General features: G+C 66.6%; 15 protein-coding genes. 2 read left to right on the forward strand and 13 right to left on the reverse strand.

What is annotated here, in order from left to right; translation table 11 throughout:
- Positions 1-48: 48 nt before the first annotated feature.
- Positions 49-2,016 carry an acyltransferase family protein gene (locus QN357_RS04550; protein ID WP_323504601.1) on the forward strand — a complete coding sequence of 656 codons (1,968 nt, stop codon included), beginning with the start codon at positions 49-51 and terminating at the stop codon, positions 2,014-2,016.
- Positions 2,017-2,080: 64 nt separating this feature from the next.
- Here the strand turns inward: QN357_RS04550 and rplQ are convergent, their stop codons facing one another.
- The 12 genes from rplQ to QN357_RS04610 form a co-directional block, all read right to left on the reverse strand.
- Positions 2,081-2,593 (reverse strand): 50S ribosomal protein L17, encoded by a 513-nt coding sequence (gene rplQ / locus QN357_RS04555; protein ID WP_323504602.1) that lies wholly within the window; start codon positions 2,591-2,593, stop codon positions 2,081-2,083.
- 47 nt (positions 2,594-2,640) lie between these two features.
- Positions 2,641-3,630: a DNA-directed RNA polymerase subunit alpha gene (locus QN357_RS04560; protein ID WP_134449911.1), complete on the reverse strand. Its 990-nt coding sequence runs from the start codon at positions 3,628-3,630 to the stop codon at positions 2,641-2,643.
- Positions 3,631-3,804: 174 nt separating this feature from the next.
- Positions 3,805-4,203, reverse strand: a complete 399-nt coding sequence (gene rpsK / locus QN357_RS04565) for a 30S ribosomal protein S11 (protein ID WP_022883249.1) — start codon at positions 4,201-4,203, stop codon at positions 3,805-3,807.
- A gap of 44 nt (positions 4,204-4,247) precedes the next feature.
- Positions 4,248-4,622: a 30S ribosomal protein S13 gene (rpsM, locus tag QN357_RS04570; protein ID WP_134449910.1), complete on the reverse strand. Its 375-nt coding sequence runs from the start codon at positions 4,620-4,622 to the stop codon at positions 4,248-4,250.
- Between the two features lie 160 nt (positions 4,623-4,782).
- Positions 4,783-4,896 carry a 50S ribosomal protein L36 gene (gene rpmJ, locus QN357_RS04575; RefSeq protein WP_035834639.1) on the reverse strand — a complete coding sequence of 38 codons (114 nt, stop codon included), beginning with the start codon at positions 4,894-4,896 and terminating at the stop codon, positions 4,783-4,785.
- A 67-nt stretch (positions 4,897-4,963) separates the two neighbouring features.
- Positions 4,964-5,185, reverse strand: a complete 222-nt coding sequence (gene infA / locus QN357_RS04580; protein WP_022883252.1) for a translation initiation factor IF-1 — start codon at positions 5,183-5,185, stop codon at positions 4,964-4,966.
- Between the two features lie 230 nt (positions 5,186-5,415).
- On the reverse strand, positions 5,416-6,567 hold the full coding sequence (locus QN357_RS04585) for a mannitol-1-phosphate 5-dehydrogenase (RefSeq protein ID WP_323504603.1): 1,152 nt from the start codon (positions 6,565-6,567) through the stop codon (positions 5,416-5,418).
- A complete protein-coding gene (locus tag QN357_RS04590; RefSeq protein WP_323504604.1) occupies positions 6,564-7,004 on the reverse strand; it encodes a PTS sugar transporter subunit IIA in 441 nt (146 codons plus the stop codon). Before QN357_RS04590 ends, QN357_RS04585 begins: the two co-directional genes overlap by 4 nt.
- On the reverse strand, positions 7,001-8,491 hold the full coding sequence (locus QN357_RS04595; protein WP_134449907.1) for a PTS mannitol transporter subunit IICB: 1,491 nt from the start codon (positions 8,489-8,491) through the stop codon (positions 7,001-7,003). The genes QN357_RS04590 and QN357_RS04595 overlap by 4 nt, the downstream gene beginning before the upstream one ends.
- 65 nt (positions 8,492-8,556) lie before the next feature.
- Positions 8,557-10,257: a phosphoenolpyruvate--protein phosphotransferase gene (gene ptsP / locus QN357_RS04600; RefSeq protein ID WP_323504605.1), complete on the reverse strand. Its 1,701-nt coding sequence runs from the start codon at positions 10,255-10,257 to the stop codon at positions 8,557-8,559.
- The gene (locus tag QN357_RS04605) at positions 10,254-10,562 is read right to left on the reverse strand and encodes an HPr family phosphocarrier protein (RefSeq protein ID WP_323504606.1); all 309 of its coding nucleotides are present in this window, start codon (positions 10,560-10,562) and stop codon (positions 10,254-10,256) included. Before QN357_RS04605 ends, ptsP begins: the two co-directional genes overlap by 4 nt.
- A 42-nt stretch (positions 10,563-10,604) precedes the next feature.
- Positions 10,605-10,907: a PTS IIB subunit gene (locus QN357_RS04610; protein ID WP_322137158.1), complete on the reverse strand. Its 303-nt coding sequence runs from the start codon at positions 10,905-10,907 to the stop codon at positions 10,605-10,607.
- Between the two features lie 154 nt (positions 10,908-11,061).
- On the opposite strand from QN357_RS04610, the gene QN357_RS04615 reads away from it, so the two are divergent.
- A complete protein-coding gene (locus tag QN357_RS04615; RefSeq protein WP_323504607.1) occupies positions 11,062-12,972 on the forward strand; it encodes a BglG family transcription antiterminator in 1,911 nt (636 codons plus the stop codon).
- A gap of 20 nt (positions 12,973-12,992) precedes the next feature.
- On the opposite strand, the gene QN357_RS04620 is transcribed toward QN357_RS04615, so the two are convergent.
- A complete protein-coding gene (locus QN357_RS04620) occupies positions 12,993-13,322 on the reverse strand; it encodes a PTS sugar transporter subunit IIB (RefSeq protein WP_166788281.1) in 330 nt (109 codons plus the stop codon).
- Between the last annotated feature and the right edge of the window lie 209 nt (positions 13,323-13,531).

Here is a 13,531-nt window from a genome sequence, read left to right on the forward strand (position 1 = left end):
AGTGCCGGGCCGGGTATCGTAGAACCCGGATCGGCTCCGCTCACCGCTATGAAACTCAGTTACCGCACTCCCGCATCCCTGCGCCCGGACTCTGAGACTCGGGATTCGCGCCGTTTCTCCGGCCTCGACGGCCTGCGCGGCATCGCCGTGAGCGTTGTGCTCGTCTTCCATTTCTTCCCACAGGTGCTGCCCGGCGGCTTCGTCGGCGTCGACGTGTTCTTCGTGATCAGCGGGTTCCTGATCACCGGTCTCCTCGTGGACGAATATGCCAGGTCCCGCCGGATCTCGTTGCGCCGGTTCTGGAGCCGCCGGGTGCGCCGGCTCGTGCCGCCGCTCGTTCCCCTCGTGCTGCTCTGCTGCACCGTGGCGTGGATGCTCGGGGGCGACGTGCTCGTCGGCCTCGGCTGGCAAGTTCTCGGCGCGGTCACGTTCGGCTACAACTGGGTGTCGATCGCAGGCTCCGCGAGCTACTTCTCGGCGACGAGTCCGGAGCTGTTCCGGAACCTCTGGTCCCTGGCCGTCGAGGAGCAGTTCTATCTGGTCTGGCCGTTTGCGCTGCTCGCGGTGCCGCTGATCCGGAGCGCCCGGATTCGCCTGGCGGTGGTGTGCACCCTCGGCGTCCTCTCCGTTCTCTGGATGGGGTTCCTGTTCCAGCCGGGCACCGATCCGACCCGGGTCTACTACGGCTCGGACACGCACAGCTTCGGGCTCTTCGCCGGCGCGGCCCTCGCGCTGCTGCTGCGGCGCCCGAACGGCCTGGGCGCACCGACCCGCAACGCCAACGCCGGTGCCGCCCGCACCGGCCCAGCGGGCTTCACCCGGTTCGCCTCCCGGCTCGCCTCCCCCGCCCGGCTGCGCCCCTGGCTCGGCCTCACCGCATTGCTCGGCATCGGTGCGGCTGCGGCGTGGTTGCCCGCCGCGGGCCCGTCGGCGTACCGGGGCGGACTCGCCGCTATCAGCCTGCTGTCCTGCGTCGTGATCTGGGCCGCCGTGCGCGGCGCCCGTTTCGGCCGCTGGCTCGACACCCCGGCGCTCCGGTGGATCGGCGAACGGTCCTACGGCATCTACCTCTGGCACTGGCCCCTCTTCGTGCTCGCCGGCGTCGCCTGGCCGGCCGCCGGCGTCGAGGTGCACCTGCTCGTCGCCGCCGTCGCCGTGCTTGTGGCCGCAGCCTCGTACCGGTGGCTCGAGCAGCCGGTGCGGCGCAGGGGCCTGCGCGGCGGCATCCGCTCCCTGTCGGGTTTCGCGACCGAGTCGTGGTCCCGGCTCGCGGTTGTCGGCGTCGCAGCGATGGTCGGCCTGATCCTCGTCGGCGGCACGACGGCCGCTGTCGTCGTCGCACCCGCCGAGACGAGTGCGCAGGCACGGATCACGAGCGGCCGGCACATGCTCGAAGCCGCCCAGGCCGACCGGAAGCGCGAGGACGCCGAGCGGAAGAGCGACCCGACCACGGCGCCCGCGCCGGTCGCACCGGGCGACCTGATCTCGGCCGTCGGCGATTCCGTGATGCTCGCCTCGGCACCCGAGCTCGAAGACCGGTTCCCGGGCATCCTGATCGACGCCGCCGTGTCCCGGGGCATGCGCGCGGCTCCGGACATCCTTGCCGCCCAGGCCGCCGCCGGGACGCTGCGTCCGGTCGTCGTCGTCGGGCTCGGCACGAACGGGCCGATCACCACGGATGAGCTGCTCGCGATCGAGGCCGCGATCGGCCCCGACCGGAAGCTCGTGCTCGTGACCGCCTTCGCCGACCGGGACTGGACGGCCGGCGTAAACGAGGCGCTCGCCGGCTTCGCCGCCCACCACCGCCTCGTGGGCATCGCCGGCTGGCACGACGCGATCGCGCCGCACACCGACGTCCTGGCCGGGGACAACATCCACCCGGGTCCCACGGGAGGGCGGATCTACGCCGACTGCATCGCGTCCGCGCTGGACTGGCTCGCCCCCCAGCATCCGTTGCACGGCCGGGACCCCTACCGGCTCGGCCAGGACCCCGTCGTCCTCCGCCCCGTGTCCTAGGAGATCAAAAAAGAAGGGCCCGACCGAAGTCGGGCCCTTCCAGGTGAAGCGGGTGAAGCGTGGGTTACTTGGCTTCCTCGACGGGAGCCTCGGCAACGACCTCGTCCTCGGCCGGGGCGTCAACGACGACCTCGGTCTCGGCGGGGGCCTCGACGACGACCGGCGCGACGGCAGCAGCTGCAGCGGCGGACGTCTTCGCGGACTTGACCTTCGGGGTGACGGGCTCGAGGACGAGTTCCATCTGGACCATCGAAGCGTTGTCGCCCTTACGGAAGCCGAGCTTCGTGATGCGGGTGTAGCCGCCCTCGCGCAAGGCGACCTGGGGTGCGATCTCGGTGAAGAGCTCGTGCACGACGGTCTTGTCGCCGATGGTGGCCAGAACGCGACGACGGGCGTGCAGGTCGCCCTTCTTCGCGAACGTGATCAGTCGCTCGGCGACCGGACGAAGGCGCTTGGCCCGCGTTTCGGTCGTCTTGATCGACTTGTGGGTGAACAGCGAGGCGGCAAGGTTGGCGAGCATGAGGCGCTCGTGTGCCGGGCCGCCACCGAGGCGGGCTCCCTTAGTGGGCGTGGGCATTAGTAATCTCCAGTATCAAAAGTCAAAAGTCAGTCGGGAGACTGCTTTTAGATGGTTTCTTCGTCGTAGCCGCTGTAGAAGTGGGCGCCGTCGAATCCGGGCACCGAGTCCTTCAGTGACAGGCCAAGCTCGACGAGCTTGTCCTTGACCTCATCCACCGACTTCTGTCCGAAGTTGCGGATGTTCATCAGCTGGGTCTCCGAGAGGGCGACCAGTTCGCTGACGTTGTTGATGCCTTCACGCTTGAGGCAGTTGTACGAACGAACCGACAGATCGAGGTCTTCGATCGGGATCGACAGTTCGGTCGACAACACGGCGTCGACCGGCGCGGGGCCGATTTCGATGCCCTCTGCCGCGGTGTTCAGTTCGCGGGCCAGACCGAACAGCTCGGTCAGGGTGCGACCGGCGGATGCGATGGCGTCGCGAGGCGAGATTGCCGACTTGGTCTCCACGTCGACGACGAGGCGGTCGAAGTCGGTACGTTCACCGGCACGGGTCGCCTCGACGCGGTAGGTCACCTTGAGCACGGGCGAGTAGATCGAGTCGACCGGAATCTGGCCGGCCTCGGAGTACTCGTTGCGGTTCTGGGTGGCCGACACGTAGCCGCGGCCACGCTCGATGGTCAGTTCGAGTTCGAACTTCGCCTTGTCGTTCAGGGTGGCGATGACCAGTTCGGGGTTGTGCACCTCGACGCCGGCCGGAGCCGAAATGTCGGCGGCGGTGACCTGGCCGGCACCCTGCTTGCGCAGGTACGCGGTGATCGGCTCGTCGTGCTCGCTCGAGATGACGAGTCCCTTGATGTTCAGGATGATCTCGGTGACGTCTTCCTTGACACCGGGAACCGTGCTGAACTCGTGCAGCACGCCGTCGATACGGATGCTGGTGACAGCGGCTCCGGGGATCGAGGAGAGCAGGGTGCGGCGCATGGAGTTGCCGAGGGTGTAACCGAAGCCAGGCTCGAGCGGCTCAATGATGAACCGGGACCGGAACTCCGAGATGTTCTCCTCGGTGAGCGTGGGGCGCTGTGCGATAAGCACTATTGATTCCTTTCGGCAAAGTGTCCGCTATATGACACTTGCGAGGCGAGGTGTTGAGTGTGAAAGAAAAAAGAATCGCGCGGGGCCTGGACCGCTCCGTGAGGAGCAGTCCAGGCCCTGCGATCCGCGGCGACCGGGGTCGTCACGAGGACGAACCCGGCCAGTGCGGGTGCTTTAGACGCGGCGACGCTTCGGCGGACGGCAACCGTTGTGAGCCTGGGGCGTCACGTCGTTGATCGAGCCAACCTCGAGGCCGGCGGCCTGAAGGGAGCGGATCGCGGTTTCGCGGCCTGAGCCGGGTCCCTTGACGAACACGTCAACCTTCTTCATACCGTGCTCCTGCGCCTGGCGGGCGGCCGACTCGGCTGCCAGCTGTGCGGCGAACGGGGTCGACTTACGCGAACCCTTGAAGCCAACTCCACCTGAGGACGCCCAGCTGATGACCGCACCGGTGGTGTCGGTGATCGAGACGATGGTGTTGTTGAACGTGCTCTTGATGTGGGCCTGGCCCACGGCGACGTTCTTCTTTTCTTTCTTGCGCGGCTTCCGAACGGCCGACTTGGGTGCTGCCATGAATTTCTCCTGAATCCTAAAGGCGAGACGGGCCAGGCCGAGGCCTAGCGCGCCTTCTTCTTGCCGGCTACGGTGCGCTTCGGGCCCTTGCGGGTGCGAGCGTTGGTCTTGGTGCGCTGGCCGCGGACGGGCAGGCCCTTGCGGTGGCGGATTCCCTCGTAGCTGCCGATCTCGACCTTGCGGCGGATGTCGGCGGCAACCTCACGGCGGAGGTCACCCTCAACCTTGAAGGTTCCTTCGATGTAGTCACGGAGGGCGACGAGCTGCTCGTCGGTCAGGTCCTTGACTCGGATGTTTCCATCGATTTCAGTGTCGGCGAGGGTCTTGAGTGCCCTCGTGCGGCCAACACCAAAGATGTAAGTCAGTGCAACTTCCACGCGCTTATCGCGGGGAATATCAACGCCGGCTAGACGTGCCATTATGGCTTCTCCTGTATATGAGTGGAGGTCTGTAGCAATGCCCGTTCATCGGCCTCCAACCGATGGTGTCCCCCCTCGCGGGATTCCTGGCACTGCTATTTTCTGTATTCAGTTGAATCGTTCACCAGGGTGAGCCTGTCGGGTGACAGACCCCCACCGGCTAACCCTGACGCTGCTTGTGACGCGGGTTCTCGCAGATGACCATCACGTTGCCGTTGCGGCGGATGACCTTGCACTTGTCACAGATCTTTTTGACGCTGGGCTTGACCTTCATGGTGTGTCCTTGTATTCGCTGTCTTCGTACCCGCGGAATGCCGCGGGCCGTTACTTACAGCAACTTCTTACTTGTAGCGGTAGACGATCCGGCCGCGAGTCAGATCGTAAGGGCTCAGCTCCACGATCACGCGGTCCTCAGGAAGGATGCGGATGTAGTGCTGACGCATCTTGCCCGAAATGTGGGCAAGAACTTTGTGGCCGTTCGTCAACTCAACGCGAAACATCGCATTGGGAAGAGCTTCGACTACTGCGCCCTCGATTTCGATGACACCGTCTTTTTTGGCCATAACTCACTATCACTAGGTATTGATTGCTGGTCGTGCGGGGATATGGTGCTCTAGACACGCCGCAGGCGACGGCATCAGACACCAAGGATTTACTCTATGGTATGAAGTTGCCTTTTGGCAATTCTTCCCTATAATCCCTTGGCAATTGCTGCTGCCGCCGCCCGTTTCAGTGCGGAATCGTGCTGTTGTGTCGCTTCAGTGCCGATTGTGCTTTTTTGAGCCTGACGGGCCTAGAGCGTGCGCTGCACGCCTTCGACGACGGTGACGACGTCCGAGAAGAGCGGATGCGTCGCGTCGAGCCCGCAGACATCCGTCACGAAGCCCGCGGCCGTGAGGCTGCGGAGCTTGGCCTGGAGTTCGACGCTCTGCTCGTCGTCCGCCACGTCGAAGCGGAGGGCTGCGCCGACCGCCTCGAGCAGTGCCGTCGGGCGGGTGCCGCGTTCGGCGATCTCCGCGGCGGGGCCGATGAAGCGTTCGTGCCTGCTGAGCTTGCGGAGCGGCTGGCGTCCGACACGCTGCACGGTGTCGGGAAGGGCCGGGTTCTTGAACCGAACCAGGATCTTCTCGCGATAGGCGCGCTGGGCGGCTTCGTCGAGCCCGTGCTTGGCCACCAGGAGGGCGCTGGTCTCCTCCAGGACGCGCCGGGCGCCGTCAAGCACCTCGGGTACCAGGAGGGCGTCCGAGATCTTCGTGACGCCGGCAACGGAGCCGAGGTAGGCGACCGTTGCGTGGCCGGTGTTGACCGTGAACAGCTTGCGCTCGATGTAGGGCGCGAGGTTGTCGACGAAGGTCGCACCGGGGATCACGGGCACGGCGCCGTTGAAGGCGCCGCGCTCGATGACCCACTCGTAGAAGGCCTCGACGGTGACGTCGATGCCACTGCCGTCCGCCTGCCCGGGAACGATCCGGTCGACGGCTGTATTGGCGAAGGCGACGCGGGCGTTGACGGCCGCGCGATCTCCCTCTGCCACGTGGAGCCAGACCTGTTCCGCGAGCACGTCGGTCGCGTTGATCGCGTTCTCGCACGCCATCACAGCGAGCGGGGGCAGCGACGCGTCGCGGGCCGCGAGTCCGGCGGCGATGACCGGGGCCACGAAGCGCAGCACGGTCGGGCCGACGGCGGTCGTGACGATGTCGGCCGTCGCGATCTCCTGGATCAGGGCGGCCTCGTCGGTCGCGCTGTTGATGGCGCGGAAGTTGTCGACCACGCGAGTGGTCGACTCCTCCCCCGCCTCATGCACCGAGTAGGTCGTCGCGGCCTTGAGGGCGTCGATCAGGGAAGCATTCACATCGGCGAAGACCACCTGGTATCCGGCGTCGTGAAGCAGGAGGCCGACGAATCCGCGACCGATATTGCCTGCACCGAAGTGAATTGCTTTCATTCTGCGTTGACCTCCTCGAGGAGAGCGTAAATCTCTCCTGCATTTCCTGCATCGATCAGTTTCTGTACTTCGTCCTCGTCCGAGAAGACGATGGCGATCTTCGAGAGGATCGCGAGGTGCTCGTTGTTGAGCCCCGCGATCCCGACTGCGAACCGGACCGGGTTGCCGTCCCAGTCGATGGGCGTGTCATAGCGGACGAGGGAGAGCGCCGAATGAATGATCGACTCCTTCGCCTCGTTCGTGCCGTGCGGGATGGCGAGGAAGTTGCCCATGTAGGTCGACACACTCGCCTCCCTGTCGAACATCGAATCGACGTACGCCTGGGTCACTGCACCCGCGGCGACCAGCAGTGCGCCGGCCTCCTTGATGGCGTCGTTCTTCGTGGTGGCCGTTCCCGCGGCCACCACGTTGCCGGGCTCGAGGATCTGATCGGTCACAGTGTGGCCTCTGAGTCCGCCTTGCTCTGGAGCAATTCGACGACCTCGTCATACTTCGGGCTGTTCATGAAGTTCGACACCGAAACGTGCACGGATGCCGGCGACTTCTGCTGGGCCCTCGCGGTGAGGTCCTGGTGGGTGATGACCAGGTCGGCGGTGCCGTCGAGGTTCGCGATGGCCTGGTTGGTCACCGTGATTCCTTCGATACCGGCCTTCTTGATCTTGTTCCGCAGGACGGAGGCGCCCATGGCGCTTGACCCCATGCCTGCGTCGCACGCGAAGACGATGTTCTTCAGCTGGTGGCCTGCGGCGGCCGCGGTGGCGGCATCCGTGGTGCCCGCAGCGGCGAGGTTGCCGAGGACGCTCGAGGACTTGCCCTTGAGGGCTTCGGTCTTCGCGACGGCCTCGGTGAGGTCGTTGTCGAGTCCGGCGGCGATGTCGCGCTTGCGGCTCGCACGGAGGATGACGGAGGCGATCAGGAACGACACGGCTGCGGAGCCGATGACCGAGAGGACGACGCCGACGTAGCTGTCCGGTGCGGTCTGGAGAAGCACGGCGAAGATGCTGCCGGGCGAGGCCGGGGCGCGGAGGCCGGTGTGGAACGCGACGTTGATCGCGACGCCGGTCATGCCGCCGCCGATGGTGGCGAGGATGAGGATCGGCTTCATCAGGACGTAGGGGAAGTAGATCTCGTGGATTCCACCGAGGAACTGGATGATGATCGCGCCGGGGGCACTGGCCTTGGCCAGTCCGACCCCGAAGAAGGAGAACGCGAGGAGCAGGCCGAGGCCGGGGCCGGGGTTCGCCTCGATCAGGAAGAGCAGCGACTTGCCGGATTCAGCAACCTGCTGCACGCCGATCGGGGTGAACACGCCGTGGTTGATGGCGTTGTTCAGGAACAGCACCTTGCCGGGCTCGACGAGGATGCTCGCGAGCGGCAGCAGGTTGTTGGAGACGAGCCAGTTGACTCCGCCCTCCAGCATGGTGCTGAAGCCGGTCACGACCGGAGCGATTCCGAAGAACGCGCCCAGGGCGAGGATGGCGCCGAGGATACCCGAGGAGAAGTTGTCCACGAGCATCTCGAAACCGGGGCGGATCTTGCCCGCCCACAGGCTGTCGAGCTTCTTGAGGAGCCAGGCGGAGAGCGGGCCGACGATCATCGCACCGATGAACATCGGGATCGCGCTGCCGACGATGACGCCCATCGTGGCGATCGAGGCGATGACGCCACCGCGGACGCCGTAGACCATGCGGCCACCGGTGTTGGCGATCAGGAGCGGGAGCAGGTACAAGATCATCGGGTCGACCATCTTGGCGACGGTCTCGTTCGGGGTCCAGCCGGTCGGGATGAAGAACGCGGTGATGAGGCCCCACGCGATAAACGCCGCGATGTTGGGCATGATCATGCCGCTGAGGAAGGTGCCGAAGCGCTGCACGTGGACGCGCGCTCCGCCTCCGCTCTTCGTGTCAGTTGACGTCGTCGTCATTTCTCTGCCTTTCGTTGTGTGTTCGGGTTGTGATTGCGGGTGAGCGGTGAAACGACTCGCACGGACTAGTCCGTGTGAGAGAAGGTGGCGGCGAGCTTCGTCGCCGCGGCGCGAGCGGATGCCGCGCCGTCTGCCGCGAGGGCGACCGCGGCGAGTTGCCCGGCCTCCTCCGCGCTGAACCGGGCGAGTTCCGCCCGGACGTCGGAGAGTGCCGCAGAGGACATGGACAGGCTCGTGGCCCCCAGTCCGACGAGCACGACGGCGAGCAGTGGGTCCGCCGCCGCCTCTCCGCACACCCCGACCGGTTTGCCGCTGGAGCGGCCTGCCGTGCCGACCTCTCCGATCAGGCGCAGGACCGCGGGGTGCCACGGGTTCTGGTAGCCCGCCACGGAACCGAGGAGACGGTCGGCTGCGAGGGTGTACTGGGTGAGGTCGTTGGTGCCGATCGACGCGAAGTCCGAGTGTTGCAGGATGCGGTCGGCCAGGAGTGCTGCCGAGGGGATCTCGACCATGACGCCGGCCGTTTTGAGCCCGAGCTTGTGGGCGAGTTCCACGAAGTAGGTGGTCTCCTCGACCGTTGCGACCATGGGCGCCATCACCCAGACGTCGGCGTCGGTCGCGGCATCCGCTTCGGCGAGCGCGGTCAGCTGTTCGCGGAGGATGTCTTCGGAGGCGCGCAGGGCCCGGAGGCCGCGGAGGCCGAGTGCGGGGTTCTCCTCCGCTGCGTCGTTGAGGAACGCGAGCGGCTTGTCGCTTCCGGCGTCGAGCGCACGCACCACGACCTTCTTGCCGGGGAAGGCATGCAGCAGGCGTGCGTACTGTTCCGCCTGCTCGAGGATCGTCGGTGCGTTCCGGGAGCCGAGGAAGAGGAACTCGGTGCGGAACAGGCCGACACCTTCCGCGCCCAGTTCGACGGCCCTGGCGGCGCCGTCGGCGGAGCCGAGGTTCGCGAGGAGCGGGATCGGGGCGCCGTCCCGGAGTCGGCCGGGGCCGGTCGGGGCCTGGGCGCGCAGGGCGCGGGCACGGATGCGGGCTTCGGCCGTTTCGACTTCGGCCTCCGTCGGGGAGACGGTCACGGTGCCGGCTGCGGCGTCCACGATCACGAGGGTGCCGTCGGCGAGGTCGGTTGCCCCGATGGCGCCGACGATCGCGACGATCGCCTTGTCGCGGGCGAGGATCGCGGTGTGGGAGGTCGGGCCGCCGTCACTCGTGACGAGACCGAGCACGCGGGTGAGGTCGAGCAGCGCGGTGTCGGCGGGGGCGAGGTCATGGGCGACGAGGATGAACGGTTCTTCCTGCTCCGGCACGCCGGGGGCTGCCCGGCCGCCGAGCTGGGCGATGACCCGCTGGGACACGTCGTCGAGGTCTGCCGCACGCTCGGCGAGGTACCCGCCGAGTTCGGTGAGCTGGTCGCGGAAAGCGGAGAAGGCCTCGAACACGGCGCGTTCCGCGGTCTTGCCGGTCGCGAGCCGTTCGGTGAGGTCGTCGACGAGGGTGGGGTCCTCCGCCATCATGGCTTGGGCTTCGAGGACCTCCTGGGCCGCTCCGCCTGCGCGTTCGGCGCGGCCTTCGAGGTCGACGGCGACAAAACGCTGCGCGGCCGCGGCGCGGGCGCCTTCGTCCTCCGGGGTGAGTGCGCTGGGGGTGTCGGTCGGTTCCGGGAGCGGTTCGGGCATCCGCAGCACCCGGCCGATGGCCACTCCCTGGCCGATGCCGGTTCCGGTCAGGTCGGTGCCGGACGTGGCGGATGCCGTCGCGAGGCTCATACCGCGACCCGCGTTTCGGAGGTCGCCGCGTCCGCGGCAGGCAGGTCGTGGTCGGCGGCGAGCAGGGATACGAGGGTGTCGAGGGTGGCACTGGCCCCGTCGTCGACCGTCGCGATGGTGACCTCGTCGCCGTTGCCGAGGCCGAGGGAGATCACGGCGAGGATGCTGGCGGCGTTGACCGCCTTGCCGCCGGCCTTTTCGATGGTGACCTTGACGCCGGAGCCGGCTGCCGCCTTGGTGAAGAGTTTCGCGGGGCGGGCGTGCAGGCCGTTCGCCGAGCCGATTCGAACTGTGCGTTCAATCATCGGTGGGGTTCCTTCCGGTGGAGAGTGGAGTGCTGTACTGGGTCATGCCACGGCTGCGAGCGCCGCGTCGAGTGCTTCGGCTCCGTCGCGGGCCTTGAAGATCGTGTCGGCCAGGAGAGCGCAGCCCACGCCGTGTTCGGCCGCCTGCGCCCGGATCTCGGGGAATCGTGCGGCCAGGTGCGGGCCGACGAGCAGGGCGTCGATGCCGTCGAGGGCATCGGGGAGTTCTGTTTCGCTGGCCGCGGCGACCGTGGCGACCAGGCCACGCTCGGAAATGGTCCGGCGCATCCGCAGCGCGACGAAGGTGCTGGACGCGCCCGCACCACAGATCACAAGAATCCTCATTGACTCAGCCTTTCGGTGTTTCGACTCTTTCAGTTTCGTCCGATGGCCTGGCCCTGGCCAGTAGAGCTGTTTCCGCACCCCCGGAAACACGGCGCGGGAATACCGGAGGGGTGCAGCATGATTGACTAGCTACGACAATGTGGAGTTTTGTGCGATGAGCGACAAACAAACGCGGATGCTGGAGTATCTGTCGCAGACGCCGGTCTGGGTGACCGCCGGCGAACTCGCCGACCACCTCGGGGTGACCCCTCGGACCGTGCGCAGTTACGTGACGAACGTGAAGGCGGCGGCGCATCCGCTCGACGTGATCGAATCGGGGACGGCCGGGTACCGGTTGGATCTCGAGGCGTACGCCGTGTTCCGGTCGAGCCGCAAGCCGGTCGAGCCGGACACCAGGCAGAACCGGCTCTATGCCCTCGTCAGGCGGCTCACCGAGTCGGACAGCGGCCTCGACGTGTACAGCCTCGCGGCGGAGCTCTTCGTGAGTGATTCGACGATCGAGGCCGATCTCGCCCGGGTGCGGTCGCTGCTGCCCGAGACCGGGCTCACGCTCGGGAGGCGCGGCAGCGTCGTGACCCTGGCCGGATCGGAGACGGACCGGCGCCGGCTGCTCAGCCGGATGTTCCGAGAGGAGACCGACCGCGGGATGCTGAACCTCGAGACCATCCAGCGCGAGTTCGCGTCGAAGAGCCTCAGCGCGTTCAAGACCGACCTGATCGCCATGCTCGACGCCCAGGGCTATTTCGTGAACGAGTACGGCACCAACGACGTGCTCCTGCACGTGGCGATCGCCGTCGACCGCGTCACCAAGCGCGCCGCGCCGCTCCCCGCCGAGCCGGAGGCCACTCCCCCTGACGAGATGACCAGGGCCCTCGCCGTGCTCATCAAGCGGCACTTCGACGTCGAGCTCGCGCTCGGGGACCTCGACTACATCGGACTCCTCCTCACCACCCGGGTGATCACGCCGGGTCACGACCAGCCGGCGAAGAAGCTCATCGAGAACTTCGTGCGCCCGGAGGACCTCGACACCGTCAGGCAGATCGTGACGCAGGCGAGCGAGGAATTCCTCGTCGACCTCACCGAGGAGACGTTCATCGTGCGGCTCACCCTGCACGTGCGGAACCTGATCAACCGCGCCCAGGACCGGTCATTCGCACACAACCCGCTCACCCGGTCCATCAAGACGGGTTACCCGATGATCTACGAGCTCGCGGTGTACATCGCGAGCCAGTTGCAGCGCCAGGAGCGGATCGTGATCAACGACGACGAGATCGCGTACATCGCGATGCACGTCGGCGCGCACCTGCAGCAGCAGTCGCGCCGGGTCGACCTCGTCAGCTGCGCTATCGTCTGCCCGAATTATTACGACATGCACGTCCTGCTGCGGGAACGCATCGAACGTGTCCTCGGCGATGAGCTCGAGGTCGTCTCCGTCGTCACGAGGAGCGACGTGGACTGGAGCGGGCTCGAGGCCGACCTCGTGCTCACGACGATCGATCCGGGCAGCCTCGGCGACGGGATCATCGTCATCCAGCCGTTCCTGACCGAAGCCGACATCGAGCGGGTCCGGAAGGCCGCGAGCCGGGTGCGCCGGCTGCGCAGGCGCGCGCATCTCAAGGACGACCTGCTGCAGTTCTTCGACGCCTCGCTGTTCTCGCACAACTTCTACGCGAACGACGAAAACGCCATGATCCGCGCGCTCGGCGACCGGATGGCCGCGCAGGGCATCATCGAGCCCGAGTACATCGTCGGCGCGATCGAGCGCGAGCTGATGAGTTCGACGGCGTTCACCGACAACCTGGCCGTGCCGCACTCGATGTCGATGACCGCGAACCGCACGTCGATCGCGATCGTGATCAACGACACCCCGATGGACTGGGGCGAGGCTCGGGTCAACGTCGTCGCGCTCGTGGCGTTCAGCGCCGCGGGGCGCAAGAGCTTCCAGGATGTCTTCGACCAGTTCGTCGAGGTCTTCTCCGACCGCAACGACGTGCAGCGGCTGGTCCGCAGGTCGGTCGACTTCGCATCCTTCATCGACGAGCTCGTGCACCTGATGGACCAGTAGCCCTCACGGGGAAACCGGGATCAGGCGCGCAGTTCGGCCCAGCCGCGCGATTTGAACGCGTAGATGGCGAGGTCGAGTGCCTCGTCGCCGTTCTGGGAGGCGAACACGGTGTCGGGCAGGAGCGCGACGCCGACGCCCCGCTTGATCGCCTCCGCGCGGATCTTCTCGTAACGCGGGGCCAGATACGGGCCGACGAGCAAGACATCGATCGGGTCCAATGACCCGGGAAGGTCGGATTCGCTGCCGGCGTGAACCGTCAGTTCGAGACCCCTGGCCTCACCTGTGTGGCGGATGCGATGGGCGACGAAGGCGCTGGACGCCCCGGCACCGCAAACTACGAGAATCCTCATTGACCTGCTCATTTCTTCGGCGGGCTCTGCCCACTTCCATCTTCCCGCTAATCAGGGCCCGTGGCTAGCGGATGCCGCGCCCCGGCGCGCCGTCTCCCAGGCGCGAGAGTACACTTTTGGCCCTTAAGACCGGGTGTGCTGTCTCGGGACGTCCCTGACACTTCATGTCTCGGGACGTCCCTGACACTCGGGTCGGGATGTTGCGGGCT

The sequence above is a fragment of the Cryobacterium sp. RTC2.1 genome, from assembly GCF_035018685.1.
Taxonomy (GTDB): domain Bacteria; phylum Actinomycetota; class Actinomycetes; order Actinomycetales; family Microbacteriaceae; genus Cryobacterium; species Cryobacterium glucosi.

What these genes read in the sequence shown, in the direction of transcription:
- QN357_RS04550 (WP_323504601.1), top strand. Translation starts at nt 49, where the DNA reads ATGAAACTCAGTTACCGCACTCCCGCATCCCTGCGCCCGGACTCTGAG.
- infA (WP_022883252.1), bottom strand. Translation starts at nt 5,185, where the DNA reads ATGGCCAAAAAAGACGGTGTCATCGAAATCGAGGGCGCAGTAGTCGAA.
- QN357_RS04620 (WP_166788281.1), bottom strand. Translation starts at nt 13,322, where the DNA reads ATGAGGATTCTCGTAGTTTGCGGTGCCGGGGCGTCCAGCGCCTTCGTC.
- QN357_RS04610 (WP_322137158.1), bottom strand. Translation starts at nt 10,907, where the DNA reads ATGAGGATTCTTGTGATCTGTGGTGCGGGCGCGTCCAGCACCTTCGTC.
- rpsM (WP_134449910.1), bottom strand. Translation starts at nt 4,622, where the DNA reads ATGGCACGTCTAGCCGGCGTTGATATTCCCCGCGATAAGCGCGTGGAA.
- ptsP (WP_323504605.1), bottom strand. Translation starts at nt 10,257, where the DNA reads ATGAGCCTCGCGACGGCATCCGCCACGTCCGGCACCGACCTGACCGGA.
- rplQ (WP_323504602.1), bottom strand. Translation starts at nt 2,593, where the DNA reads ATGCCCACGCCCACTAAGGGAGCCCGCCTCGGTGGCGGCCCGGCACAC.
- QN357_RS04605 (WP_323504606.1), bottom strand. Translation starts at nt 10,562, where the DNA reads ATGATTGAACGCACAGTTCGAATCGGCTCGGCGAACGGCCTGCACGCC.
- rpsK (WP_022883249.1), bottom strand. Translation starts at nt 4,203, where the DNA reads ATGGCAGCACCCAAGTCGGCCGTTCGGAAGCCGCGCAAGAAAGAAAAG.
- QN357_RS04585 (WP_323504603.1), bottom strand. Translation starts at nt 6,567, where the DNA reads ATGAAAGCAATTCACTTCGGTGCAGGCAATATCGGTCGCGGATTCGTC.
- rpmJ (WP_035834639.1), bottom strand. Translation starts at nt 4,896, where the DNA reads ATGAAGGTCAAGCCCAGCGTCAAAAAGATCTGTGACAAGTGCAAGGTC.
- QN357_RS04595 (WP_134449907.1), bottom strand. Translation starts at nt 8,491, where the DNA reads ATGACGACGACGTCAACTGACACGAAGAGCGGAGGCGGAGCGCGCGTC.
- QN357_RS04615 (WP_323504607.1), top strand. Translation starts at nt 11,062, where the DNA reads ATGAGCGACAAACAAACGCGGATGCTGGAGTATCTGTCGCAGACGCCG.